Source organism: Oligella urethralis DSM 7531, from assembly GCF_000372065.1.
GTDB classification, from domain to species: domain Bacteria; phylum Pseudomonadota; class Gammaproteobacteria; order Burkholderiales; family Burkholderiaceae_B; genus Oligella; species Oligella urethralis.
Genome location: NZ_AQVB01000002.1, coordinates 78,788 through 104,818 on the forward strand (window position 1 = coordinate 78,788; position 26,031 = coordinate 104,818).

General features: G+C 47.3%; 25 protein-coding genes and 2 tRNA genes. 15 read left to right on the forward strand and 12 right to left on the reverse strand.

All coding sequences use genetic code 11. The features are described from left to right. Nucleotides 1–60: 60 nt before the first annotated feature. The 4 genes from A3GA_RS0101890 to A3GA_RS0101905 are packed head-to-tail and all read left to right on the forward strand — an operon-like array spanning nucleotide 61 to nucleotide 3,739. On the forward strand, nucleotides 61–951 hold the full coding sequence (locus A3GA_RS0101890; protein WP_018025694.1) for a phosphoribosylaminoimidazolesuccinocarboxamide synthase: 891 nt from the start codon (nucleotides 61–63) through the stop codon (nucleotides 949–951). A 21-nt stretch (nucleotides 952–972) separates the two neighbouring features. Further along, nucleotides 973–1,479: a 5-(carboxyamino)imidazole ribonucleotide mutase gene (gene purE, locus A3GA_RS0101895; RefSeq protein ID WP_018025695.1), complete on the forward strand. Its 507-nt coding sequence runs from the start codon at nucleotides 973–975 to the stop codon at nucleotides 1,477–1,479. Between the two features lies 1 nt (nucleotide 1,480). Beyond that, nucleotides 1,481–2,695 (forward strand): 5-(carboxyamino)imidazole ribonucleotide synthase, encoded by a 1,215-nt coding sequence (locus tag A3GA_RS0101900; protein ID WP_018025696.1) that lies wholly within the window; start codon nucleotides 1,481–1,483, stop codon nucleotides 2,693–2,695. Between the two features lie 9 nt (nucleotides 2,696–2,704). Next, nucleotides 2,705–3,739 (forward strand): L-threonylcarbamoyladenylate synthase, encoded by a 1,035-nt coding sequence (locus A3GA_RS0101905; RefSeq protein ID WP_018025697.1) that lies wholly within the window; start codon nucleotides 2,705–2,707, stop codon nucleotides 3,737–3,739. Here A3GA_RS0101905 and A3GA_RS0101910 read toward each other — a convergent pair. Then, on the reverse strand, nucleotides 3,736–5,508 hold the full coding sequence (locus A3GA_RS0101910) for an SLC13 family permease (RefSeq protein WP_018025698.1): 1,773 nt from the start codon (nucleotides 5,506–5,508) through the stop codon (nucleotides 3,736–3,738). The genes A3GA_RS0101905 and A3GA_RS0101910 overlap by 4 nt on opposite strands. Before the next feature lie 742 nt (nucleotides 5,509–6,250). After that, a tRNA-Cys gene (locus A3GA_RS0101925) sits at nucleotides 6,251–6,324 on the reverse strand. 146 nt (nucleotides 6,325–6,470) lie between these two features. Here A3GA_RS0101925 and A3GA_RS0101930 point away from each other — a divergent pair. Then, nucleotides 6,471–6,731 carry a hypothetical protein gene (locus A3GA_RS0101930; RefSeq protein WP_018025701.1) on the forward strand — a complete coding sequence of 87 codons (261 nt, stop codon included), beginning with the start codon at nucleotides 6,471–6,473 and terminating at the stop codon, nucleotides 6,729–6,731. A gap of 137 nt (nucleotides 6,732–6,868) precedes the next feature. On the opposite strand, the gene A3GA_RS0101935 is transcribed toward A3GA_RS0101930, so the two are convergent. From A3GA_RS0101935 to A3GA_RS0101960, 6 genes are all read right to left on the reverse strand, one after another. Then, the gene (locus A3GA_RS0101935) at nucleotides 6,869–8,170 is read right to left on the reverse strand and encodes an NAD(P)/FAD-dependent oxidoreductase (protein ID WP_018025702.1); all 1,302 of its coding nucleotides are present in this window, start codon (nucleotides 8,168–8,170) and stop codon (nucleotides 6,869–6,871) included. Beyond that, nucleotides 8,170–8,520, reverse strand: a complete 351-nt coding sequence (locus A3GA_RS0101940) for a c-type cytochrome (protein WP_018025703.1) — start codon at nucleotides 8,518–8,520, stop codon at nucleotides 8,170–8,172. The genes A3GA_RS0101935 and A3GA_RS0101940 overlap by 1 nt, the downstream gene beginning before the upstream one ends. Nucleotides 8,521–8,542: 22 nt before the next feature. Continuing rightward, nucleotides 8,543–8,872, reverse strand: coding sequence for a thiosulfate oxidation carrier complex protein SoxZ (gene soxZ / locus A3GA_RS0101945; protein ID WP_018025704.1), 330 nt, complete (start codon nucleotides 8,870–8,872; stop codon nucleotides 8,543–8,545). Between the two features lie 14 nt (nucleotides 8,873–8,886). Next, a complete protein-coding gene (locus A3GA_RS0101950; RefSeq protein WP_018025705.1) occupies nucleotides 8,887–9,429 on the reverse strand; it encodes a thiosulfate oxidation carrier protein SoxY in 543 nt (180 codons plus the stop codon). A gap of 99 nt (nucleotides 9,430–9,528) precedes the next feature. After that, nucleotides 9,529–10,857 carry an FAD-dependent oxidoreductase gene (locus A3GA_RS0101955; RefSeq protein WP_018025706.1) on the reverse strand — a complete coding sequence of 443 codons (1,329 nt, stop codon included), beginning with the start codon at nucleotides 10,855–10,857 and terminating at the stop codon, nucleotides 9,529–9,531. A 306-nt stretch (nucleotides 10,858–11,163) separates the two neighbouring features. Beyond that, a tRNA-Gly gene (locus tag A3GA_RS0101960) sits at nucleotides 11,164–11,239 on the reverse strand. A 254-nt stretch (nucleotides 11,240–11,493) separates the two neighbouring features. Between A3GA_RS0101960 and murB the strand changes: the two genes are divergently transcribed. Then, a complete protein-coding gene (murB, locus tag A3GA_RS0101965; RefSeq protein WP_018025707.1) occupies nucleotides 11,494–12,546 on the forward strand; it encodes a UDP-N-acetylmuramate dehydrogenase in 1,053 nt (350 codons plus the stop codon). Here the strand turns inward: murB and dapB are convergent, their stop codons facing one another. Next, the gene (gene dapB, locus A3GA_RS0101970) at nucleotides 12,547–13,335 is read right to left on the reverse strand and encodes a 4-hydroxy-tetrahydrodipicolinate reductase (RefSeq protein ID WP_018025708.1); all 789 of its coding nucleotides are present in this window, start codon (nucleotides 13,333–13,335) and stop codon (nucleotides 12,547–12,549) included. A gap of 31 nt (nucleotides 13,336–13,366) precedes the next feature. Then, nucleotides 13,367–13,879, reverse strand: a complete 513-nt coding sequence (locus A3GA_RS11140) for an outer membrane protein assembly factor BamE (protein ID WP_018025709.1) — start codon at nucleotides 13,877–13,879, stop codon at nucleotides 13,367–13,369. Between the two features lie 350 nt (nucleotides 13,880–14,229). On the opposite strand from A3GA_RS11140, the gene fur reads away from it, so the two are divergent. After that, nucleotides 14,230–14,652 carry a ferric iron uptake transcriptional regulator gene (fur, locus tag A3GA_RS0101980; protein WP_018025710.1) on the forward strand — a complete coding sequence of 141 codons (423 nt, stop codon included), beginning with the start codon at nucleotides 14,230–14,232 and terminating at the stop codon, nucleotides 14,650–14,652. An 88-nt stretch (nucleotides 14,653–14,740) separates the two neighbouring features. Here fur and recN read toward each other — a convergent pair whose 3' ends face one another. Together recN and A3GA_RS0101990 are read right to left on the reverse strand one after the other, a co-directional pair. Beyond that, nucleotides 14,741–16,381, reverse strand: a complete 1,641-nt coding sequence (gene recN / locus A3GA_RS0101985; protein ID WP_018025711.1) for a DNA repair protein RecN — start codon at nucleotides 16,379–16,381, stop codon at nucleotides 14,741–14,743. A gap of 14 nt (nucleotides 16,382–16,395) precedes the next feature. Next, on the reverse strand, nucleotides 16,396–17,280 hold the full coding sequence (locus tag A3GA_RS0101990; RefSeq protein WP_018025712.1) for an NAD kinase: 885 nt from the start codon (nucleotides 17,278–17,280) through the stop codon (nucleotides 16,396–16,398). 112 nt (nucleotides 17,281–17,392) lie between these two features. Between A3GA_RS0101990 and A3GA_RS0102000 the strand changes: the two genes are divergently transcribed. From A3GA_RS0102000 to secG, 8 genes are all read left to right on the forward strand, one after another. Next, nucleotides 17,393–18,523 (forward strand): HrcA family transcriptional regulator, encoded by a 1,131-nt coding sequence (locus A3GA_RS0102000; RefSeq protein WP_018025713.1) that lies wholly within the window; start codon nucleotides 17,393–17,395, stop codon nucleotides 18,521–18,523. A gap of 54 nt (nucleotides 18,524–18,577) precedes the next feature. Next, on the forward strand, nucleotides 18,578–19,594 hold the full coding sequence (hemH, locus tag A3GA_RS0102005) for a ferrochelatase (protein WP_018025714.1): 1,017 nt from the start codon (nucleotides 18,578–18,580) through the stop codon (nucleotides 19,592–19,594). A gap of 155 nt (nucleotides 19,595–19,749) precedes the next feature. After that, on the forward strand, nucleotides 19,750–20,346 hold the full coding sequence (gene grpE / locus A3GA_RS0102010) for a nucleotide exchange factor GrpE (protein ID WP_018025715.1): 597 nt from the start codon (nucleotides 19,750–19,752) through the stop codon (nucleotides 20,344–20,346). A gap of 89 nt (nucleotides 20,347–20,435) precedes the next feature. Next, nucleotides 20,436–22,361 carry a molecular chaperone DnaK gene (dnaK, locus tag A3GA_RS0102015; RefSeq protein ID WP_018025716.1) on the forward strand — a complete coding sequence of 642 codons (1,926 nt, stop codon included), beginning with the start codon at nucleotides 20,436–20,438 and terminating at the stop codon, nucleotides 22,359–22,361. A gap of 86 nt (nucleotides 22,362–22,447) precedes the next feature. Further along, complete coding sequence (gene dnaJ / locus A3GA_RS0102020) at nucleotides 22,448–23,566, forward strand: molecular chaperone DnaJ (RefSeq protein WP_018025717.1); 1,119 nt, start codon at nucleotides 22,448–22,450, stop codon at nucleotides 23,564–23,566. A 76-nt stretch (nucleotides 23,567–23,642) separates the two neighbouring features. Then, on the forward strand, nucleotides 23,643–24,632 hold the full coding sequence (locus tag A3GA_RS0102025) for an NAD(P)H-quinone oxidoreductase (protein ID WP_026156749.1): 990 nt from the start codon (nucleotides 23,643–23,645) through the stop codon (nucleotides 24,630–24,632). Between the two features lie 105 nt (nucleotides 24,633–24,737). Continuing rightward, nucleotides 24,738–25,499, forward strand: coding sequence for a triose-phosphate isomerase (tpiA, locus tag A3GA_RS0102030; RefSeq protein ID WP_040613983.1), 762 nt, complete (start codon nucleotides 24,738–24,740; stop codon nucleotides 25,497–25,499). A gap of 90 nt (nucleotides 25,500–25,589) precedes the next feature. Beyond that, nucleotides 25,590–26,030, forward strand: a complete 441-nt coding sequence (gene secG / locus A3GA_RS0102035) for a preprotein translocase subunit SecG (RefSeq protein WP_018025720.1) — start codon at nucleotides 25,590–25,592, stop codon at nucleotides 26,028–26,030. The last annotated feature ends 1 nt before the right edge of the window (nucleotide 26,031 follow it).

Sequence of the window (26,031 nt, forward strand, 5' to 3'; positions counted from 1 at the left end):
GCACTCCTATGTTAAAATTAATCTTTTAATAATTTGATAGTTAAATCAAAGGATAGTGTTTTGGCGACTGCAATTTATCAATCTACCATCCAATCATTGCCGCTGGTTGCACGCGGTAAAGTGCGTGATATGTATGCGGTGGGTGAGGATCACTTTTTAATTGTTGCAACGGACCGTATTTCAGCCTTCGATGTGATCCTGGATGATCCCATTCCGGGTAAGGGGCAGGTGCTCACAGAGATGACGAATTTCTGGCTTAAAAAGCTAGCGCATATTGTGCCTAACCATAGCTCCGATTTGCGGCTTGAGGATGTGCTATCCGGCGAGGAGCTGGCACAGGCGCAGGGTCGCTCAGTGATTGTTAAGCGCTTGCAACCGATTTTAGTTGAGGCAGTCGCACGTGGCTATATTATTGGATCTGGCTGGAAGGACTATCGCAGCACGGGTGAGATTTGTGGGGTTAAGTTACCACGTGGTTTACAATTAGCCGAAAAGCTTGAACAACCGATTTTTACCCCAGCGGCCAAGGCTGAGGTGGGCGATCATGATATTAATGTCGACTTTAATCACGTGGTGGCCGAAGTCGGACAGGAAATGGCCGAAGAGATTCGTGATGTCACCCTAAAGCTATACACAACAGCGGCGGAATACGCTGAGACTAAGGGTGTGGTGATTGCTGACACCAAATTTGAATTTGGTTTGGATAAAGCGGGTCGCCTACACTTGATGGATGAGGTGCTGACGCCAGACTCCTCTCGTTTTTGGCCAGCAAACCGTATTCAAAAGGGAGTGAATCCACCTTCCTACGATAAGCAGTTTGTGCGCGATTGGTTAGAGCAGCAAGATTGGGATAAGACCCCACCGGCACCGCGTCTGCCGCAAGAGGTGATTGATAAAACCGCCGCCAAATACCGTGAAGCCTTAGTGATTTTAACTGGTCAAAGTATTTAATTATTAAGTGAAGGATTTTATATGAGCTCTGCCAAAGAGGATGTAAAAGTCGCAGTGATTATGGGTTCCTCCAGTGACTGGGAGGTGATGCGTCATGCGGTTGAACTGTTGGAGCAGTTTGAGGTACCGCATGAGGCCAAGGTTATCTCAGCGCATCGTATGCCCTTAGATATGGTGGCTTTTGCCGAGACGGCCTATGAGCGTGGTCTACGTTGTATTATTGCTGGCGCCGGTGGGGCAGCGCATCTACCCGGTATGGTGGCAGCCATGACAGAGGTGCCGGTCTTTGGTGTGCCTGTACCATCACGTTATCTGCGTGGTGAGGATTCCTTACATTCCATCGTACAGATGCCAAAGGGGGTGCCGGTCGCCACCTTTGCCATTGGTGAAGCCGGTGCGGCCAATGCTGCTTTACATGCTATTGCTAATTTAGCCATGACGGATGCCGCCTTGCGCGAAAGGCTCAAAGCTTATCGCTCCACTCAAACGCAAAAGGCACGTGCCATGACACTGCCACCGGAGGCGTAGTATGTCACAGCCTCCAGCCTATCATGAGAAAATCCATCCGGGCGAGTATTTAGGAATGTTAGGTGACGGTCAGTTAGGTCGTATGTTTTGCCATGCCGCTCAGGCCATGGGCTATAAGGTGATTGCCCTAGGTCAAGAGGCAGACGGTCCCACAGGACAAATTGCCGAACAGCATATTAGCGCAGATTATGAAAGCTTGGATGCGCTACAGCAAATGGCTGACGCCGTGCGTGCTGTCACCACGGAATTTGAAAATGTCCCTGCGCAATCCTTAAAGCAGTTGTCCTATACCGTGCGCACGACACCCGCAGCTTCAGCAGTAGCGGTGATACAAGACCGTATTTCTGAAAAATCCTTTATTCGTGCGACTGGTGTGCCAGTGGCTGAGCATGCTGCCATTCGTCAGCTTGAGGATTTGGATCGTGTTGAGGCAGCACTTTTCCCAGGTATTTTAAAAGCAGCGCGTTTAGGCTATGACGGCAAAGGCCAAGCGATTGTTAATAATCTCGCAGAAGCGAAGCAGGCATTTAAGGACCTCGGTGAGGTTGAGTGCGTACTTGAGGCGAAATTACCTTTAGCCTATGAGTTATCGGTGGTGCTAGCGCGTAACTTAGAGGATGACATCGTCACTTACCCAGTGGGGGTAAATCATCATATTAATGGGATTCTTTCCAGCACCACGGTGTATCCTGGTCTAGTCCCTGAGGAGCTCGCTGCCCAAGCCATTGATTATGCCAAGGCATTAGCTTCAAATTTAAACTATTTTGGCGTGATGTGTGTCGAGTTTTTTGTGCTCGATGCCGCTAAGCTGAGTCCCGACCATCCTACGCTAGTGGTGAATGAAATTGCTCCACGCCCGCATAATAGCGGTCACTACACAATGAATGCTACCTCCTGTTCACAATTTGAACAGCAAGTGCGGGTGATGGCGGGTATGCCATTAGGCGATACCCGTTTATTGCAACCGACCATTATGCTGAATATTTTGGGTGATAGTTGGTTTGTGGCGGATGAGGCGCAGGCTCAGGAGCCAGATTGGGCTGCTGTGTTATCCTTGGCAGGTGTGTCATTACATCTTTATGGTAAGGCCGAGCCGCGTCCTGGACGCAAAATGGGTCACGTTAATATTATTCATGCTGATATTGACACCTTGTATGAGACCGCTCAAAAAGTCAGTGATATTTTGCATTTGGGTGCAGAGTTAAGTAGAAACTAGTGTGTTTTCATGTTGATCCATTCAATTCAAGCGGCCGCTGAGCGCTTAAACCAAGGTGACTTAGTTGCCTTTCCCACTGAGACAGTATTTGGTTTAGGCGCTGACGCTGAAAACTCACAGGCCGTTGCAAAAATCTATCAAATCAAGGAGCGACCAAGTAACCATCCAGTGATTGTGCACTTGGCGCCGGAAGCGGATTTGTCCTATTGGGCAAAGCAGATTCCTCATGAGGCGGAATTACTGATTAAGGCCTTTTGGCCTGGTCCCTTAACCTTGATTTTAGAACGCGCTGAGCATATTCCTGCCGCTGTGAGTGGTGGTCAAAAGAGCGTGGGCCTACGCTGTCCGTCTCACCCAACGGCGCAAGCCTTATTGCGAGAGTTTGCCAGACAAAGGCCGAATGGGCAGGGTGGGGTGGCCGCACCGTCGGCTAATAAATTTGGTCAGGTTTCACCCACACAGTATCAGCACGTGCTCGCTGAGTTTGCGCGTGAGGTAGAACAGGGTGAGCTTTGGGTGTTAGCGGGTGAGGATGCTGAGGTCGGGATTGAGTCGACCATTGTGGATCTGTCGCGTATTGCTGAGGGCGTACCAGCAACCTTATTAAGACCGGGCCATATTAGCAGGCGTCAATTGGCTGAGGTTTTGGGCTATGAGCCGCGTAGTAAAGATGAGAATGCGCCGCAGGTCTCGGGTAGTCTTAAAGCACATTACGCACCTAAAACCCTGTTGCAATGGTTACCTCGCTCAGAGGCTGCTATTATTCAAGTCATTAACCATATTCCTAGAGCCGAGGCTAAGCAGGTCAAAGCCACTTGGGCCGTGTTGGTGTTTGAGCCTGCGCACTTTCCTGCGCATCCTGGCGTGGATTATATTCAGATGCCGCTGGACGCAGCGCTATATGCTAAGCGTTTATACCGATTGTTGCGGGAGTTGGATCAGCAAGGCTATGCGCGTATCGCAGTACAGCCTTTGCCGGAGGATCAAAGTTGGGAGGCCGTCAACGATCGCTTACAACGAGCCGCTGCGGCCTTTGAAGATTAATTATAAAAGGGCCAGAAGATTGGGATAAAGAACACGCCCAGCCCCCAGAAAATCAAGTTCAGCGGCATCCCCACTTTAAAGAAATCGGTAAATTTATAGCCACCTGCACCATAGACCATGGTGTTGGTTTGATAACCAATCGGGGTAATAAAACTGGTGGAGGCGGAGAAGGTAATGGCAATTAAAAACGGCGTCGGATCGGTGCCCAGGAGCTTAGCCGTGGACATAGCCAATGGGGTTAATAGCACTGCTGCAGCCGAATTACTCATCATCTCTGCCATCAATAAGGCTAGTAAATACAAGATGGCCAACATCACATGCGGCCCGAAGTCCTGGAAATAGCCTAAGCTATTAGAAATAATAAATTCCGCTGCACCGGTTTGATTCATCGCCACACCGAGCGGCATCAAGCCAGCCATTAATATCACAATAGGCCAGTTAGTCTGTGTATACACCTCATCCGCTCGAATACTCTTAGTGAGCGTTAGCAATAGGGCGCCAATTAAGGAGCTGATCGCAATTGGAATCCAGCCAATGGCCGCAACCAAAATCACCCCAGCCACAATCGCTAAGGAGATAGGACCTTTCCAACGCTTATTGGTAGGGGCATGATTTTGTGAGAGAATAATGACGCTTTTGTCACGCCGCAGCGCTGGTAAGTCGTCCTCGGGGATAGCCATCATAATAATATCCCCCACCTGAAGCCGTACCCTATCTAATTTATTACGAATAATACTACCGCGACGTTGAATCCCTAAAATTAAGGTGTTATACGTCCACGTACGATTAAACAGCACGAGCCGTCTACCAGCAGCTGATGAGGTTGGTCCAATCATCACCTCCGTCATCATCCATTTAGCATCTTCAGGCACTTTCTTACCGTATTGGAGCTGATTATTGACCTTGAGCTTTTTGTCCTCCGTCAGCTTTAAGATGTCGGACCAGCGCCCACGCACTAATAAAATATCACCCTCATCTAGTTTGGAAGAACGTGGTGAGCTGATGATCTCCCCATTGCGTCTGGCTTCAATTAAATAAATCTTATAATCTTGGACAATGTCTTCATCGGCAAAAGAGCTATCTACTAAGGGCGAGTCCTCGGTGATGTAAAGCTCTGTCACATAGTGCCCGAACTCATAGAGGTTATCTAATTCTGAGCTTTTCACATCTGGCAGTAGCTTACGACCAAGGGTGATTAAATAAAAACAGCCAGCGATAAAACAGATCAGTCCCAGTGGTAGGAACTCAAACATGCCAAAGCCACGGTAGCCCTCCTCCTTGGCGACCGAGTTTACAACTAAGTTGGTCGAGGTACCGATAAGCGTCATCACGCCAGCCATTTGTGCCACAAAGGATAGCGGGATGAGGGTTTTGGAGGGAGAAATGCCGATTTTTAAACTGGCGCTAATCACAATTGGAATCAGTACCGCAACCACCGCCGTGTTATTAACAAATGGTGCGACGATGCCTAAGACGAGAAACAGTAATAGGTAAAAGCCAAGTGGCGACTTAACCCGACTAAAAAGCTTATCAAGAAAGTCTAAGGCTCCTGTGTCTTCAAGTGCCGCAGCCAAGATAAACATGGCAGCAATGGTAATGGTTGCCTCATTACTAAAACCAGCGAGGGCTTGCGTGGGCGTGATGAGTCCAAAGACGACCAAACTACCCAACACTAACATACCAATGCCATCAAAGCGCATTTTTTCAGTGATAAACAGCACCATGGCAACGAGGGTGATTGCAATTACAAGAAAAATCTCAAGGGTCATAAACTTCTCACGCGCCTTGTGCAGGCATGATGATTGATAAGCAGTATGTCGTTGTTGAAAACTATAGTTTGACTAAAAAAGCCACCGAATTCAATAAAGAAATGCCGGTGGCTTGATTTGTCCTGTCCTAAGTGACAGGGAATGGTCTATTTAGAATACGAATAAATAAAGCAAGATAATAACGAAGATGGGTACACCCATCAACCATAAAATAATACCTTTCATGATAATCTCCTGTTCCTAGTTGATAATGACAATTGCTTTGATAAGCAAAAATGACTTAAAACTAAGCCCTTCCAAGCTTATAAACTTTAACTTCTAACTATTGTTTACAGCTTCATAGTAACAAGGCAATCGAGCCCGTGGATTGATATTTAGTAAATGTTTGCAAAACAGGCGTAAGAGAAGTAAGGAAGTGTAAGTAGGGGGTGTACGAAAAAGGTGTAATCACATCACATGGTAGAGGGTAATGCCCCAGCACGTTCTGCTTTCGGCCTGTGTTAAGAATGGGGTAGCTTCGCTATGTTTATTAACTTGTTTCCTGACACTGAGTGCGCAAAGCTAGATCCTTTTTACGGCCTAAATTCGACCGAAGAAGAAAGAGAAATGTACTTAGAGGCATCGAAACGTGTGCGAGTCTATGAACGGGTTGCCGTTCTTTTGCTCATCGCTTTTTTGCTTGCTCTGTGGTTTTTGGATGATTTGATTTAGACAGCTTGTGAAAGCTACTGAAAGGAAGCGGTGGAGGCGCGAAGCGGAATCGAACCGCTCTAGATGGATTTGCAATCCACTGCATAACCACTTTGCTATCGCGCCAACCTAAGCAGTAAATGATAGCACAACTAGTAAATAATGCAAGCTTAAAATCGTTTTTGCGAGAATAAACTCTCAGCTATAAGGCCATTGCAAGAAAAAATAGTTGTAGTAAAATCAATCAGTGATTTTAATGTCGGAGAGAAGCGGTGAAGTTTTTCAGCACAGTGGCTAGGTTTGTCTTAGTAGGTACCTTGGTAAGTTTAGCAGCTTGTGGTAGCAAGCAGACACCCACCTATGGTGGCAGCGCTGCGCCTAAAGCAGATAACCGTTGTCTATTATCACCAAGTAGTTGCCGTAAGGCTCCACCCCGTTATGAACGTGGTGAGCGCGCTTATGCAGAACAGGCAGCGGCTGATTTGAATCGTCAACAGGCGGCGCGATTAAAGGCTGCAGGCTGGTTCCGTTAGTCTCCATCTTCGGCGGCTCAAGGTCCATGTGAACAGTCGCCCCACAAATGACACTAAGCCTTATTTAGATTATTCTAAATAAGGCTTAATACTTTCCCAGCTCGCCATCGGAAAGAGTGATCTAAATGGCGTACAGTCTAGGCGAATTTCGTGCCCCAGATATCATAGCAAATCGCTTCATACCAATTCGCGCCGTAGTCGGCTTCACGCTTTCTAAAGTCAGCATCACCATCCATCGGGCTAACACCACCCGAACGCTCAACCATTTTACCGTCAAGCGCTGTATAGGCACCAGCCACAGAAATCCCGTAATCCGGTGCGATTAAACTGTAGCAGGTATTCGCATAGTGAGCTTGCGTCGCTTCCTTGCCAGCCAGATCTGCCACAATAGCAGCAGCGGCCACTTTAGCTTGTGTATTGGCAGAAAAGCCTGATTTAGGCATTGGTGCGGCAATGGTTGCGTCACCCACCACATAAATCCCTGGTATTAAGGTAGATTCAAAGGTATTAGGATTAATCGGTGCCCACAGGCTCTCATTAGTTACGCCTGCTTGTTGAGCGATTAAGCCGGCTTGTTGTGGTGGAATCACATTTAACACATCGGCCTTAATCACGTCACCAAACTCAGTTTCAGCCACTAGCGCCTTAGCATCAATGCGAGTCACTTTACCACCTAAGGATAGGGGTATGCGCTCAATAATATCAGCATAAAATGTATTCCAACCCTGTTCAAACAAAGCCTGTTTGGAGAAGTTTTCCTGTGCGTCGAGGATAATTAATTTGGTCTTGGGTTTATGGTGTTTTAAATAATGGGCCACCATACTGGCTCTTTCGTACGGGCCCGGCGGGCAGCGGAAAGGGGCTTCTGGTACTACCATGACGAAGTTTCCATCGTCCGGCATCGCCTCTAACTGCTTTTTTAAAAGTACCGTTTGTGCACCCGCTTTCCAAGCATGTGGCGCTCGTTCGGCGGCAGCTTCATCATAGCCTTCAAGCGCATTCCAACGGAAATCAATCCCAGGGGATAATAGCAAGCGATCATAGGAAATGTCATTGTCGCTCTGGAGCCTTACGGTCTTTTTATCCGCATCAATTGCAGTCACATAATCATGAATCACGTCAATGTCAAAGGCCTTTAACTGATCGTAACTATGCGCAATTTGTTCCATACTTCTAAGTCCGCCTAAGACCAAATTGCTGAAAGGGCAGGTGTAGAAGGTTTTGGAAGGCTCGATTAAGGTGACTTTAATGCTTGGATTAAAGCGCTTCACATAGCGTGCGGCAGTTGCGCCACCAAAACCGCCGCCGACAATAACCACATGAGCAGAGGCATTAGCGGCAATGGCTGGAAAAGCGCTAATCGCCGCACCGGCCGCACTAAACTGGGCTACTTGACTAAGCCATTGACGGCGAGATAAATTAATTTTTTTGCTCATCATTACTGTGCCACCTTCATCTTAGCAACTGCCTCAGCAATTGCTTTTAGTTCATCTTCATTAAAAGCACCTATTAACCGATTCATAATGGTGGTGTTAGGTGGAAGCGTTTCTTGTTGAAAAGCCACCAATAACTGGTAGTTTGTTTCAGCAGAATGATTAAAAATATTAGGGATCGCCATGCGCTCAGCCGAGGCTTGCGTGCCATTGGCATGATGGCAGTTTAAACAACTATGAGCCAAAGCGGTGGCATCAAAGAGTGGCGTTGCAGCGTGGTCTTGAGCATGGGCTAGACTGAGTCCAGCCACCGTCGTTAGCAAAAAGGCGACGAGCTTGAGGGAGGAGAATTTCATAGATAAACCTTTAAGGAATAAATCAACTAAGCGTAATGTCAGTTTCGCTGGTGATTATCTGCTGCTCATCATCTTCCCAGCGCATGACGAGTTTGCCGGAATTTTTGGCAACAAAGGTAAATTCAAGGAAGGGGTTTTGTGCAATCGCTGTTTCCGGCGCCCATTCCAATAATAATTCACCATTAAAGGTGGCCGTAAACTTATTAACAATATTGCGCGGAATGGCTTTGCCCTCGCTATTTAGCCTCAGGCCCGTTTCCATGCGGTGCACAATGACTGCCCGTACACGCACCATTTCCCCCTCGGCGGGCGTGGCATTACTGAGCCAAATTCGTGGCTTTTGTTCTATCATCAGGCTCTCCTAAGTTACATGCCGCAGGCACCGGCAACGACCGTCACATAACGTCTGGCGCTCAGTATACGACCGTCATTCATGCGTGCTAAAGCACGGATATATTGCGCATCAATCAGGCGTGTTCTGAAGCTCACTTCCGTGGTGCCTGCGAGTGGTGTAAATTTAAAACGACAAGCAAGTGGAATCGAGTTACCCTCGGTAATAAAGATCAGCTCTTCACAATAATTGCTTTCACTCATCTCCTCATCTAACACGGCTTTTATCGGGATACTGGAGGGGTTGCTCGCTAGAGGGTCCATGATCATACGTAAACCCTCGTCGATCACTTTTTTGTCGCCGACAAAGTTGTCAATTAATGCTTGCACCTCAGCCATCGAGGCACCTTGCAACGCCTCCTCTTGAGCGACAGGGGCAGGTGCCGAGCCGCTTTGAGCCTGGGCAGTTCGTGTTAATAAGCTTAAACCTGAGATAATCCCGCCGCTATAAAGCGCGGTGCCCAAGGCCGTCATTGATAGTATGCGTAAAAACTCACGTCTTTCGTGTTTTCTGGCCATGAATAAAAAACCTTGATACTTGTCTGGGTGAGTAAGTGCACAGCCCTAGTAGTAAAGAAGGGCAGTGCAACTTATAAGATGGCGTAGAAAAAGTTGGACTTATAAGAAATCGTCGAACTTGCTTTTAATCCACTTAAAGTCTTCTTCTACAAAGTCAGGGGTTCTGACATCCATATCGATTTGAGTTTGAATCACCTTGCCGCTAGCATCTAATTCATACTCGAAGATAACGGCAATTGCTTCACGTGGCTCCGCATTAACCAGCATATAGCAGAGGTTGTCGGGTAGTACCGGTACGACCTCTTGACCTTTAACGCGTTCATAGATGTTTTGTGCCACAATCTTGGCCAGCGCATTTGCTACGTGACCGCTCTTAGGATAGTAGCCGAATTGATCAGAGATAAAGCCGACGGAGTCTCCAATCACATAGACGTCCTCATCGCTATTTGCGGTAAATAAGCGTGGATGCGTATCGGCCCAATCACCGAGTTTACCGTCTTTGTCTTTAACGATTAAATCAGCGTACCAAACCATATCAGAGGCCTGATGTGGCGGCATTAATACCGCATCATCAAAGCTAAATTCACCGGCGGCGGTGACGATTTTCTTATTATATGGATCCACTTCTTTAACCACGGCATTCGGCACGTGCTGGATAATATCCGGATAAAGCTCTTCGAAAGCCATTTTGTAGCCCTCGGTAATCGGTGCGATCACTGGCTTAGGATCTAAGATAATAATCTTGGCGGGGATATTATGCTTTTTAAAGTACCACGCCATTAAGCAGGCACGCTCGTAGGGCGATGGTGGGCAGCGGTGTGGTGGTGGCGGTAAGGTCATGACAATGGTGCCACCTTTAAAGTTTTTTACCTTTTCCTTCAGCGTCAACATCTCCTGGTTGGGGATGTAGGCGTTAGGGAAGTGTTTGCGGGTAAATTCGGCAGCCTCTCTGTCTTCGCCGAACCAAGCTTCGTAATTATTGCGAATACCACCAGCTAAAATTAGGTAGTCGTAATCAATGGCGCCTCTGGCTGTGCGGACAATTTTCTTGTCGCGTTCAAAACCAGTCACCTCAACATTGATAAGTGTGTAATCGTATTTATTGGCGACGCCAATCATATCGTGATTAACAAAATCAGTATTAACCACATCAATTAGCCACTTGTTGCTCATGGGACCGGACCAGAAGGTCGGGTTTTTCTCTAAGAGAATCACATCAGCTTCAGGTAGTTTCTGCTTTAGATAGCGTGCCGCGGTCAAACCACCCCAGCCACCACCGCAAATTACGATGCGTGGACCCTTGCCACGGCGTGCTAATAGGGTCGAGTTGCTGTGAATGGCTAAGGGAGCCGCAATGGCTTTATTAGGTAAAACAAGGGAGCCTAACGCCAAGGCAGGCGGTGTCAGTAAAAAACTTCTTCTTTTCATGATAAGTGCCTCGAGTCATAACATGACATACGGGTAAAAAGCAGGAGCTCGGCTATCAAGGCCGAACCAGGTTAATTATAAAGTATCCTCTTTAAGAGTCAAGAATGCCTTTATAGATAGGCATTATATCTTTTTTTTGCATTTTTTATAAGCGTCTTGGAACTTATCCATTGTCACTCGTGGTCATGAGGATGTGATGCTTAGTGTGATGAGCAGGGCAGGGAGGTAAAATGCCAATACCACAAAGCAATGATCAGGCGTAGGCAGAAAAGCAAAAACCCGGTCAAGTGACCGGGTTTTTAAATCTGGAGCGGGAAACGAGTCTCGAACTCGCGACCTCAACCTTGGCAAGGTTGCGCTCTACCAACTGAGCTATTCCCGCATTTATTTTAATCGTTTTGCTAATCAGTGATTAGTAAAGATTAAAATTATATATGGTGTTTTTAAGCTTGTCAACAGTTTTTTTAGTTTGTTGTAAAAAATTTACTTAAAAACTTTTTTTGTGACTTGATTACTACAAAAAGCCTAAAACATCATCGAAGCGACTTTGAATTAGTCAGGTGCTTTTGAAAAAGCTAAGTCATCAATCAAGCTAAGATATAATCTTAGCATTAAGAAATTAGTCATGTCAAAAAAATGTTATCTACATCAATTGCCTCATCTATCACCTCTCAGCAGGATTTAAGCCGTTTTAATACCTTTGCTTTGTCATCTAAAGCAAAGCAATATATTGATTTAAAAGAAAAAAAACAGTTATTGCCACTTGCTGAGTATCTGCATGAGCAGGCTTTATTAGCGCAAGTTTTTATTTTAGGTGGTGGTAGTAATGTTGTTTTAGCGCCACAAATAGATTGTTTTGTTGTGCATAACCAACTAAAAGGGATTGAGTTACTTGCAGAAGAAGCAGATTATTTTTTAATTAAAGCGGCTGCCGGTGAGCTTTGGCATGATTTTGTACAGTACTGCTTGGATCAGGGTTGGCATGGTTTAGAAAATCTTGCCCTGATACCGGGCACGGTGGGTGCAGCCCCGGTACAAAATATTGGAGCCTATGGTAGGGAGCTTAAGGATTTTTGTTACGAGGTTGAGGTCTTTGATTTTGCAACAAAGCAGTTTGCTACCTTAAGTAATGCGCAGTGTTGTTTTAGCTACAGGGATAGTTATTTTAAGCAGGGTGGACGTGGTTTATTAATTGTTTCTGTGACCTTTAAATTACCGCGTCCATGGCAGGCACAATTAAATTACCCTGATTTAAAGCCGCTCTTAGATGAAGTGGATAATGCCTGCCTTGATAGGATCACCGCTGCGCAGGTGTTTAATCAGGTTTGTGCTGTACGTCGCTTTAAATTGCCCGATCCAGCAGAAATCGGTAATGCAGGTAGTTTTTTTAAAAACCCTATCGTTGATGCTCAATGCCATCATGACTTAAAGGCGCAATACCCCACGATGCCATCTTATGAACAGGCTGATGGTCGTTATAAATTAGCGGCTGGTTGGTTAATTGATCAATGCGCTTGGAAGGGTAGAGCCTTGGGGCGTGCGGCGGTACATCAGCGACAGGCCTTGGTGCTCGTCAATGGTGGCGGCGCCACGGCTGAGGATATTGCGCAATTAGCGGATAAAATAAAAGCGGACGTGTGGGATAAATTTAACGTCCACTTGGAGCCTGAGCCTACCTTTGTGGTCTAGCTAGACCATCAGGTCGCGCATACTGTAGAAGCCCTTATTCTTGTCCCTAAGGAAGAGGGCAGCTTGTATACTGCCAGAGGCATAGATGGTGCGGTTAGTTGCCTTGTGTGTGAGCTCAATCCGCTCGCCTGGACCTGCAAAGCTTACCGTATGGTCACCAATCACATCGCCCCCGCGAAATACGCTAAAGCCAATCCGGCCTTTTTCACGTACGCCCGTCACGCCGTGACGTGCCCAATCGGCAATCTTATCTAGATCACGCCCCTTGGCTTGCGCCACCACCTCAGCCATTTTAAGGGCTGTACCTGAGGGGGCATCGACCTTGTTGCGGTGGTGAGCTTCAAAGACTTCAACATCGTAGTCGTCATTGAAAAGTTGCGCTGCTTTTTCTAAAAGTAAATAAAGCGCATTGACGCCAATACTCATATTGGGTGAAAAAAGAATAGCAATCTCGCTTGCGGCCGCTTCCAGCGTAGCTAATTGCTCGGCGCTAAAGCCCGTGGTGCCGATGACCATCTTAACCCCATGGCTTTGACATGCTGTAAGGTGATTAAGTGTACCCTCTGGTCGAGTAAAATCAATGAGACAATCAGCATGTGCGAGCACGGATAAATCGCTACTGATGGTTACGCCAGACTTCATACCAAGAAAGTCCGCCGCATCGCGCCCCTCTTCATCAGCGCCCGGCAGACAAAGTGCGGCAGCAAGGCTTAACTCAGGATGATTAATAACTGCTTCAACGAGCATGCGACCCATCCGACCATTGGCACCGGCAACTGCAATACGCATAAAAAATCCTATAACAATAAATTAATCAAATCTACTCTGCTAGCGGCGTCGTTTGAAAACCATCCTCTGTGGCTGCTGCGCTAGCATCAAACTCGGGGTTCTCAGGTGTGGCAGAAATACTTGAACGCTGTGTCTCAAAATCGGCTGGCTGACCTTCAGGTAGGGGATCATGCGCCCAGCGCTCTAATAAGTCATTTTCATCGAACCATAAAGAAAGGTTGCGATGTACTGGCTTACCATAACCCGGCTTATAGTGATATGGGTAGTCCCAACGATTAGGGTGGAAGATGTCCACCAGAGTAGGCGTACCGAGTGCATATAGAACTTGGTCTTTAGTAAAGCCCTGGCGTAAATAGGATACCTGCTCCGCAGTTACCCAGTTACCCTGTTGTGTCGGTGCTCGATAGGGGAAGCCCCACTTGCCCGATGAGCAGCCGACTAAGGTCACGAGGGCTGCAACGGCTATCAGCTTTGCAATACCGGCGCTACCCGATTTGATCGCTACGCCTGATGGTGAGACCTTGTTATTGGCAACTTGATTCATAAGCATACTCTGTAAAATAATTTAAGCTGAAAAAAAGATTATCGCTGACCATGTATATTAACGTTTAATTCTAGCATAAGCACTAAATCACAAATTACTCTAGGGATAGCGCAAATAGATTTTTATTTAGCTAAGTGGCGCTTAGCTCATAGCGTTTATTTATAGAAAATTCTGATTAGATCGTTTTTAGCTGATAGCTTTTATCTATAGATTCGAGTTTCATTGTGTTAAAATGGGGCGTTGCAAGTTTACTAATCGTATTTATTCATTTTTTAAGCGCTTTACTGTCGTCTTATTTTTTAATTGCATTATGATCGACAGAGTGATGACTGTTAATTTTGGGGGTATACATGAGTGAATCACAGGCCTTACAAAGCATGGGTTTAAAAGCGACCTATCCTCGCTTAAAGATTTTAGAAATTTTCCAACGTCCTGATGCCGGTCATTTAAGTGCAGAGGATGTATACCGTATATTGCTTAATGAAAATACTGAGATCGGTTTAGCCACGGTATATCGTGTGCTAACGCAGTTTGAAGAAGCGGGTATTTTAACTAAGCATCAGTTTGATAATGGTCGTGCGGTCTATGAAATTGATGATGGTAGTCATCATGACCATTTGGTTTGTTCCGTTTGCAAGACAGTGGTTGAGTTTGTTGATGAGGCCATTGAGGAGCGTCAACATATCATCGCTCAAAAGTATGATTTTGTCTTAGAGAGCCATGCCTTAGTGCTTTACGGTATTTGCAGTCAATGTGCAAAGAAAATTCGCTAATGGCGTGACTTAGCAGCTTACAAATCATCGCCCCTGATAGCGTTTGCAGATTTGCTCAGCTATCAGGGGTTTATTTTTTGCTAAAGGCTTAGTGCTTAAGCATCTCTGCGGCATGTTTTAATGTGGTCTCGGAGATATTGAGGCCGCCCAGCATCCTGGCGACTTCATGTATACGCTGCTGCTCGTTGAGTGGCTTGATGCTCGAGCGGGTGGTGCCGTCTTGCTCCTCTTTACTAACCTCAAAGTGATGGTGTGCACAAGCGGCGACTTGAGCCAAATGCGTAACACAAAGTACCTGATGATCACTGCCTAATTGTCTAAGTAAACGACCGACAATTTCAGCGACACCGCCACCAATACCCGTATCCACCTCATCAAAAATAAGCGTAGGTACCTGACCCGCTTTATTGGCAATGACCGAGAGGGCAAGGGATATGCGTGCTAACTCACCCCCAGAGGCGATTTTATTTAAGGGGCGCGGCGTGGTGCCAGCGTGACCAGCCACATTAAACTGCACTTGATCAATGCCGTGAATAGAGGGTGCGGCGGGTTGTAGTGCAACCTCAAAGCGACCACCTTGCATCGCAAGCGTTTGCATGACCTCAGTCACCATCTTAGAAAGTGTGGCGGCCGTTTTTTGACGTTCAGCGGATAGCTCCTCGGCTAACTGCATATAGGCCTGCTTATTTTGTGCAACCAGTTCCTGCAAGGCATCGACGTTAAGACCGAACTCCAACTCGGCTAAGCGGCTTTCTAAATCACTTAAGACAAGGTGCAATGACTCTGGTGGGCTATTAAACTTTTTGGCGGCATCAAACAATTGACGCATACGGCGCTCGGTTTCTTCTAGGCGTTGAGGATCGAGTTCCACCTCATCCAAAAAGCGATTTAAATCGTGCGTGGCCTCTACACAGCAAATACGTGCCGCGTCTAAGCTTTCAGCGATCGGGGCTAAACTCGAATCATGGCTTGAAAGCTGCTGGATCTTTTGTAGGCAGCGATTAAGCATGGTGATAATGCTTTGCTCCTCGCCGTCAAGCTGCTCCACCACCGCACCCGCACCTTCTAATAGCGCAGCGGCATTGGAGAGGCGATTAAAGGATTGGTCAATCTGCTCCCACTCATCGGCTTGAGGCTTAAGATTGCTTAGCTCTTGAACTTGCCATTGCAAATGCTCTTGCTCTAATTTGCGTTGCTGCTCGTGCTTTAAAAAATCATCTAATTTTTGTTGATTTTCCTGCCAAATACGCCAACGTTCAGCTAATGAGGTTAATAATCCGCCAAGCTGTGCATGGGCATCAAGTAATTGCCGTTGAGCTGTGTTTTGAAGTAGGCTCTGGTGCTGATGCTGTCCATGAATATCGACCAGCATCTCACCTAGTGCCTTAAGTTGCGACAAGGTGCAAGGGCTATCATTAATAAAGGCACGGCTCTTGGCTTGTTGCGTGATAATACGGCGTAAGATCAACTCCTCATCACGGAAACCATTGGCTTTTAGCCAGTCGGCAACGGCCGGACTGGGATCAAAAACGGCACTGATTTCAGTGCGCTCACAGCCCTCGCGAATCACACCCACATCGGTGCGACCACCCAGTGCCAGGCTCAGGGCATCAATTAAAATTGATTTACCGGCGCCGGTCTCACCGGAAAACACAGTAAAACCGTCCTCAAAATGTAGATCGGTTTTTTCGACGATAACAAAATCACGAATATGTAGGGAGCTAAGCATAGGAGAATGATCGTTTAGTTGGTAGGCATGACATTCCAATTCATCTTATGGCGTAGGGTGCCAAAGAAACTATAGCCGATGGGATGTAAAAAAGTCATCTTATGCTGGGCTTTTTTGACCACCACCTTGTCGCCTATATGCAAATTAATCCAGGTTTGCATATCAAAATGTACACTTGCACCGTAACCACCACGGCTAATATCCTGTAGGGTGAGGGTTAAGACACCGTTATCCGGTACCACAATCGGGCGTGCCGAGAGTGTTTGTGGCGCCACGGGTACCAGTAAAAAGGCCTCCAGCGCTGGGTGCATAATCGGTCCGTTGGCGCTGAGTGAGTAGGCGGTTGAGCCGGTCGGGGTTGATACAATGAGGCCGTCTGCGCGCTGCTTATACATCAAATCGTCGTCATACAGCACCTCGATTTCGATCATGCCGCCGTAGCCGGAGCGATTTAGCACCACGTCATTAATCGCCAGATCACTGGTTAGCACTGCCTCATCACGGATCACTTCCCCACTGAGAAGGCTGCGACTTTCTTTAGAAAACTTACCCTCAAGTACCGCCTCCAGCGCTTCGGTCGCATTTTCCATGGGGATATCGGTAATAAATCCCAAACGACCGTGGTTAATGCCAAGAATGGGGATGTTGTAGGGTGAAAGCTTGCGACCGACACCGAGTACCGTACCGTCACCACCCATCACCACCGCTAAATCCACCTTGCCACCCATCTCTGAGGCTTCGATAGCAGGATATTCCTTGACCCCGGTGTGTATGGCCGTGTCTTTGTCAAGGACGACGGATAATCCGGCATGCTTGAGAATCTCAGCCATCCTGCGTAAGGGGGTGTCCATACCCGAGTCCTGATACCGACCAAATAAAGCCACCGTTGAAAAATGCATAAGTAGACCCAACTAGTAAATATATAATGAATTTTACATCATACCCAAAAGCTTTAATATAAGTGCAACCGCCCCATTATCAAAGCAAAAATACACCGTTTCTGAATTAATCATGTTAGATGAGCGCGCACACGCTTTATTGCAAGCGATTGTTGAACGATATATACAAGAGGGCTCCCCTGTGGGCTCCAAATCCCTGTCTTCTTTATTTTCCTTGTCGCCAGCGACCATTCGCAGTGTGATGGGTGAGTTGGAGAGTGTGGGTTTGATTCATAGCCCGCACACCTCCGCTGGGCGTGTGCCTACGCCTAAGGGCTATCGTTTATTTGTGGATCATCTACTTTCCTCGAATGCGGATAAGTTTAATCAGGACTTTAATTTGGAGCAGGACTTTAGTCAGGCGTTGTTGCAGGACCTTTTTTGTGAAATAAAAATCGACTCGGGTCGGGATGTGGCCAAAGAGCCTTTTATGACTCAGGGTGCAGCGACAGACCTTGCCGCTAGTTTGGTGCATGCCTTTGATGGTGTGGATCCAAAAACGGCCTTTAGTACAGCCGTTGATATGGTCTCTGAATTAACAAAGTTTGCCGGTGTGGTGATGATCCCGCAACCCTCACAGGTGGTGAAGCACATTGATTTTATACAGCTCTCAAAGACGCGTGTGTTGTTGGTGATTGTGACACCTGAGGGTGATGTGCAAAATCGCATTTTCTATGTGGATAAAGAGTACCAGAGCTCGGAGCTGCAATATGCGGCCAATTACTTTAATCAGCATTTTTCGGGCAAATCCTTTGCTGAGGTGCTGACGGCACTGAGTAGTGAGTTAAATCAATTGCAAAGCGATATTAGCCATCTAATGCGGGCGGCGTTTGAGGGTAGCGTACAAGCCAAGGAGGAGTCAGAGTCGGTGCATATCCGCGGCGAGCATCGTTTGTTAGGTGTCAGTGATTTAACCGCTGATATGGATAGATTACGCCAGCTATTTCAACTCTTTGAGGAAAAAACAGAGCTTTATCAATTGATGGATGTGTCTAGTCGTTCACAAGGTGTGCAAATCTTTATCGGTGGTGATTCGCAATTGCTGCCGATGGGGGATATGTCGGTGATTGCAGCACCCTATCAGCTTAATGGTAAAATCATCGGGGCCTTGGGCGTTATTGGTCCAAGTCGCATGGCATATCAACGAGTCATTACCATTGTTGATGTAACTGCTAAATTATTGTCTAAAGCGGTCAGTCGCTAGTATTAAGTTTTTTTAAGCTGATTATTTTAAGCTTGAAGTTTGTTGAGAGTAGGTATGAATCAAGCAAGCGTACAAACCAAGCCAATTGGGGTGTTACTGGTGAATCTGGGCACCCCTAAGGAGCCTACACCCGCTGCGGTTAAGGCTTATTTGGATGAGTTTTTATCCGATCCAAAGGTCGTGGAATTGCCACCATGGTTATGGCAACCCTTATTGAAGTTTGTGATTACACCACGTCGCTCCAAGCCCGTGGCAGCGAATTATCAATTAATCTGGATGCCGCAGGGCTCACCGCTCTATGTCCACACCAAAGCACAGGCAGACAAGTTACAGCAGCGTTTATCCGCTGCGTGCCAAGCAGAGCAAGCGCCAGTGCTAGTAGACTTTGCCATGCGCTATGGTGAGCCACGGCTGAATGAAAGATTAGATGCCTTGCGTGCTCAGGGCTGTGAAAATATCTTGGTGGTGCCGATGTATCCTCAGTTTTCCGGTAGTACCACCGGTACCATTTTGGACTATCTCGGGCGTTACAATGTCAACTTGCGCGACCCGGTTAATTTTCGTGCCATCAAGCATTACACCGACCACCCCCGCTATATTGAGGCCTTAGCGCGCAGTATTGAGAATTATTGGTCGCAGCATGGTAAAGCGGAGCATTTATTATTGAGTTTTCATGGCTTGCCCCAGGCCATGGTGGATAAAGGCGATCCCTATTGGGACCATTGCCATTTAACGGCAGCGTTGTTGCGTGAGGCCTTACAAGCGCAGGGGGTGCCCTTGGCAGTAAGTTTCCAAAGTCGCTTTGGCAAGGCCAAGTGGATTGGTCCCAGCACAGAAGAAACGGTTAGAAAATGCGCCCAAGCGGGTATCAAAAAACTTGATGTGATTTGCCCTGGGTTTAGTGTGGATTGCTTAGAGACCCTAGAAGAAATTGCCATGGGCTGTAAGGAAATCTTTGAACAAGAGGAAGGGGGCGAGGCGCTACGCTATATCCCATGCCTGAATGCCGAGGACGACTGGATGCATGCCTTGCAATCGTTGGTAGAAACGAACCTCCAAGGGTGGCGTTAAGCGCTTTAGCTCAAAAAGATTTACTTGATACCTTGAAAAAGGGCTAAGTCATACCATATACAAAGTATATTCGGTTGCAAAGTGACGCCGGACCTAGTAGGGCGATTGGTCGTGACTTTGCTTTTTGTTATTTATATTATTTCAGGAATGCTTTTATGACTGATAAGAACCAAGAGCAAGAGCAGCCTCAAACAACGGCTGAGCACCTCGTGAGTGAGGAGGAGTTAAGTCAAGCTGAGCCCATTACGGAAGAGGAATTGGCGGAGAGCTTGGGCGTTGAGACTGAGGAAGCGAGTGAGGATTTAGGCGCGATGGTGACTGAGCTGCAAAGCGAGGTCGCACGCTTACATGATGAGCTGTTAAGAGCCCGTGCTGAGGTTGAAAATATTCGCCGTCGCAGCGAGGAAGAAGTGTCTAAAGCACGTAAGTTCTCATTAAAGTCCTTTGCTGAGAGCTTGATTCCGGTACGTGATAGCTTAGAAGCTGCGTTAGCGCATGAGCAGCAATCTACTGAGAGCTATAAAGAGGGTACTGAGACCACCTTGCGTCAATTAACTCAAGCCTTTGAGCGCAATAGCTTAAAAGAAGTGGCGCCTGCCGTGGGTGATGTGTTTGATCCTAATGTGCATCAGGCCATTTCATCAGTCAGTGATCCAAACCATGCGGCCAATACTATTGTGCAAGTATTGCAAAAGGGCTATTGCCTCTCCGAGCGCGTGGTGCGTCCGGCGCTCGTTGTGGTTGCGGTATAAAAATTTATAAAAAATCTCTTGAAATACAAATTTTCAACCCTATCTTGTTTAGGTCAGAAATTAAATTGTTTTCGTAAGGAAAATTACATATGTCTAAAATTATTGGTATTGACTTAGGTACTACCAACAGCTGCGTCTCATTATTAGACGGTAAGCAAATCAAGATTATCGAAAATGCAGAGGGCGGTCGTACTATGCCATCCGTCGTGGCTTATTTACAAGACGGAGAGATTTTAGTCGGTGCGCCGGCCAAGCGTCAGGCAGTGACTAATCCTAAAAATACACTTTACGCAATTAAGCGTTTAATCGGTCGTCGTTTTGATGATGCCGAGGTACAAAAAGACATCCAAATCACCCCTTACCAAATCGTTAAGGCGGACAATGGTGACGCCTGGGTTGAGGTCAATGGTAAGAAAATGGCGCCGCCACAGGTGTCTGCTGAGGTACTTCGCAAGATGAAGGAAACGGCCGAAGCTTTCTTAGGTGAGCCGGTAACTGAAGCGGTGATTACCGTACCTGCCTACTTTAACGACAGTCAGCGCCAAGCCACTCAGGACGCTGGTCGTATTGCGGGTCTGGAAGTTAAGCGTATTATTAACGAGCCAACTGCGGCAGCCTTAGCCTTTGGTATGGACAAAGTAGACGCAGGCGATCGTAAGATTGCGGTGTTTGACTTAGGTGGTGGTACCTTTGACGTGTCAATCATTGAGATTGCCGACGTTGATGGTGATAAGCAGTTCGAAGTACTCTCGACTAACGGTGATACCTTCCTAGGTGGTGAGGACTTTGACCAGCGTATTATTGAGTACATCATCGATGAGTTCAAAAAGGAACAGGGCGTTGATTTATCTAAAGACGTATTGGCATTACAGCGTCTAAAAGAGGCGGCTGAAAAGGCTAAGATTGAGCTTTCTTCAACCACTCAAACAGACGTTAACTTACCATACGTGACGGCTGATGCTTCAGGTCCTAAGCACTTGAATATCCGCTTAACACGTGCCAAGTTAGAGGCTTTAGTTGAGGACTTGGTTGAGCGTACGCTTGAGCCTTGCCGTGTGGCGATTAAGGATGCCGGTATTAAGCTCTCTGAAATCGACGACGTGATCTTGGTTGGTGGTATGACTCGTATGCCAGCCGTTCAGGAAAAGGTGAAGGAGTTCTTTGGTAAGGATCCGCGTAAGGATGTGAATCCAGATGAAGCAGTAGCGCAGGGTGCAGCCCTACAGGGTTCGGTCTTATCGGGTGATCGCACTGACGTTCTTTTATTAGACGTTACGCCATTATCCTTAGGTATTGAAACCTTGGGCGGTGTGATGACTAAGATGATTGAGAAAAACACAACCATCCCAACGCGTCACCAGCAAACCTTCTCAACTGCGGATGATAACCAGCCTGCGGTTACCATTAAGGTGTACCAAGGTGAGCGTGAGATTGCTTCAGGTAATAAGCTCTTAGGTGAGTTTAACCTAGAGGGTATCCCGCCAGCACCGCGTGGTTTACCTCAGATTGAAGTGACCTTTGATATTGACGCTAACGGTGTGTTACACGTTTCAGCGAAGGATAAGGGTACTGGTAAGGAAAATCAGGTGACCATTAAGGCCAACTCCGGTTTATCGGATGAGGAAGTTGAGCGCATGATTAAAGACGCGGAGGCCAATGCCGAAGAGGATAAGCGCACCGCTGAATTAGTCAGTGCACGTAACCAGGCAGACGTTTTAGTGCACAGCACTCGCAAGTCTTTACAGGAGTACGGCGACAAGCTAGAGGCTTCTGAAAAAGAAGCGATTGAGAGCGCTATCAAGGACTTGGAAGAAGCGATCAAGGGTGACGATAAGGCTGCCATTGATGCGAAGACTGAGGCCCTAGGCGTTGCTTCTCAAAAGCTTGGCGAAAAGATGTACGCTGATATGCAAGCGCAAGCGGCGGCTCAACAGGGCGCAGCGGGTGCGGATGCTCAGCCACAGGACGAGAATGTCGTCGACGCTGACTTCAAAGAAGTAAAGCGTGAAGACTAAGTAGTCTTGGCTTAAGAAAATGCTCCCAGCACGGTTCTTTCCTTGCGGGAGCATTTTGTTTGTAAAAATACAAAGGTTAAATTCAAATGGCAAAAGCTGATTATTATGAATCCTTAGGCCTCGGTAAAAACGCAACGGAAGACGAGATTAAAAAGGCCTTCCGTAAACTCGCCATGAAGTACCACCCCGATCGTACCCAAGGGGATAAGGCGGCAGAAGAAAAGTTTAAAACGATCAAAGAGGCCTACGATGTGCTTTCCGACCCGGAAAAGAAGGCAGCCTACGATCGTTTTGGTCATGCCGGCGTTGATCCAAATGCAATGGGCGGTGGTGCAGGTTTTGATGACTTGGGTGATATTTTTGGCGGTATTTTTGGCGATATCTTCGGTCAGAGTGGTGCCCGTCAAAGCGGTCCGCGTGTAAGTCGCGGTGCGGATTTGCGTTATCGCATGGAGATTACGCTTGAACAGGCAGCTGCAGGCTATAAGACCGAGATCCGTGTACCGAGTTGGGAAATTTGTGAGACCTGTCACGGTAGCGGCGCCAAAGAGGGTACTGAGCCGACCACATGTAGTATGTGTCATGGTAGCGGGACCATGAATGTGCGTCAAGGCATTTTCCATATGCAGCAGACGTGTCCTAAATGTCACGGTTCTGGCAAGGAGATTAAGGATCCTTGTAAAACATGTGACGGTGTGGGTCGCGTACGCAAGCATAAAACCTTGGCCGTGGACATTCCTGCTGGTATTGACAGCGGCATGCGTGTACGCTCTGCTGGCAATGGCGAACCGGGCGAAAATGGCGGCCCTCCGGGTGATTTATACATTGATGTATTGATTAAACCGCATGATATCTTTACCCGTGATGGCGATGATTTGCATTGCGAAGTTCCGCTGTCTTTTGTTACCGCAGCACTGGGTGGTACGCTAACCGTTCCAACCCTTAACGGTAAGGGCGAGATTAAAATCCCTGAAGGCACACAAACTTCCAAGGTATTCCGCCTACGTGGCAAGGGTATTAAGGGTGTTCGCGCTGGTTACCCGGGCGATTTATATTGTCATGTGGTGGTTGAAACCCCGGTGCGTCTAAGTGATGAGCAAAAAGACTTACTCAAGAAGTTTGCTGATTCTGTGGAAAAAGATGCAGATAAGCATTCGCCGCAAAATAAGTCTTGGGGCGATCGCTTAAGAAATTTTTTCAATTAATGATTCAATAAATCAAAAGCCTCTTTTGTATACTAAGCAAAAGAGGCTTTTCTTATCAATGAAGGAGTGGCTAATGATGAAAGCGATTGAGATTAAGGGAGCGGGTGGTCCTGAGGTATTGCACGTGTGCGAGCGCGAAAAACCATCACTCAAGGCTGGTGAGGTGTTAATTCGAGTCAAGGCGGCCGGTATTAATCGCCCCGATGTGGCGCAACGTCAAGGTAGCTATCCTCCTCCTAAGGGCGCTTCCGATCTGCCTGGTTTAGAGGTAGCAGGGGTGATTGTTGAGGGTGATCTGAGCGGCACGAATCTCAACATCGGTGATGCGGTCTGTGCCTTAACACCGGGTGGCGGTTATGCAGAATATGTCGCAACGCCCGCCGCACATTGCCTACCCATTCCGCAGGGCTTAAGCATGGTTGAGGCCGCTGGCTTACCCGAGACTTACTTTACGGTGTGGGTGAATGTCTTTGACCGCGCGGGCTTAGCTGAGGGCGAAACTTTACTGGTTCATGGGGGCACCAGCGGTATTGGTACGACAGCGATTCAAATCGCTAAGGCAATGGGTCATACGGTGTATGCAACGGCAGGTTCAGATGAACGCGTGCAAGCGATTGAAGCCTTGGGTTGTGATAAGGGCATTAACTATAAAACTCAGGACTTTGTTGATGTGATTGCTGAACTGACAAATAAGCGGGGCGTGGATGTGATTCTGGATATGGTCGCCGGTGATTATATTAGTAAAAATATCCGTTGCTTGGCGGAAGATGGTCGTTTATCAATGATTGCGATTATGGGTGGTCGCATGGGTGAGCTAGATGCGGCACGGATTGTGTTTAAACGACTGACCGTCACTGGCTCTAGTCTTAGACCGCGGAGCGACGAATATAAGGCAAAAATTGCCCGTGCGCTGCTAGAAAAGGTCTGGCCATTGATTGAGGCAGGGAAGATTAAGCCGGTGGTGCATGCGGTACTTGATTATCAAGAGATTCGCCAAGCGCATGAAATGATGGATGCGGGTGAGCAAATCGGTAAAATTATCATCACTTTTCCGGACAGCGAATAGATTTTCAAGCTATAATCATGGGTTATCTTGGAATACTGAATTACTAATTCATTAATAGTGACTGTGACTGATCATCATCTTAATGCGCTTGCCACCACGCCCCAAATCCTTAGGGATGGTCGAGGCGGTCGATTAATTCTTGGCAACTGGAAAATGCACGGTAGTATTAAAGAAAACCGTGAGTTAATGCGTCGATTATTAGAAGGGGCGGAGGCGCTACCTGCCGCTGTGGCGCTAGGTGTCTGTGTGCCGTTTCCCTATTTGGCCCAAGCCAGAGAGTTGCTCTACACTAGTGATATTAGCTGGGGCGCGCAGGATGTGAGTTGTCATGCGCAGGGCGCCTATACTGGTGAGGTTTCGGCGCAAATGCTATGCGATTTTGGCGCCACTTGGGTGTTGGTTGGTCATTCGGAGCGTCGCACTATGCACGGTGAGACCAGCGCACAGGTTGCCGAAAAGGCACAAAAAGCACTTAAGCGTGGTTTGACGCCGGTCGTCTGTGTGGGGGAATCCTATAAAGCGCATGAGGATGGTGCTGCTTTGGAGGTGATCCGTGAGCAGCTTAAACCAATCTTAGCCTTAGGTGCTGAGCAGGTATCAAAGATGGTCATTGCCTATGAGCCGATCTGGGCCATTGGTACAGGACTGACAGCGACACCCGAGCAGGCGCAGACAGTGCATGCCTATATTCGTTCCCTGCTAGAGGCAATTGGGGTGTCAGAACTATTTATTTTATACGGTGGTAGTGTAAAGCCGGATAATGCTGCCAGTTTATTTGCCATGCCAGATATTAATGGTGCCTTAGTCGGTGGTGCATCACTGGATGCCAAGGATTTTTTAGCGATTGCTAACGCTGGCTTAAAGTAGTATCCAGCTGCGGTTTTGCATGTCGTGTTATTTGTTTTTAATTTTTAAAGTTTCGAGCTAATTGCTCTTATTCCTTCGTTGGAGTTTTTAATGCCGTCATTTATTTTTCCAGTATTGATTGTGGTGCAAGTAATTGCTGCTTTTGCCGTGATTGTTCTCGTCATGTTGCAACAGGGCAAGGGCGCTGATATGGGTTCGGCGTTTGGCAGTGGTTCTGCAGGTAGTATTTTCGGTTCTGCCGGTGCCTCAAACTTTTTCTCTCGCATGACCAAGTGGGCTGCCATCATCTTCTTTATTTGTACTTTAGGTTTAGCCTATATTGGTAGCACTTCAATGGCACCGACGCAATCCTCGGGTGGCACTGATGCTGGCTTGATGGAGCAGTATAATGAGCTTCCGGTCGCTCCAGGCGCTAGTGGTGCCAGTGTACCTGCAACGCCAGATGCGACGGATAGTGCTGTTCCAGCAGCACCATCCATGGGTGCACCGGTAGCGCCAGCAACAGAAAGCACGACACCAGCTACTGAGTAGT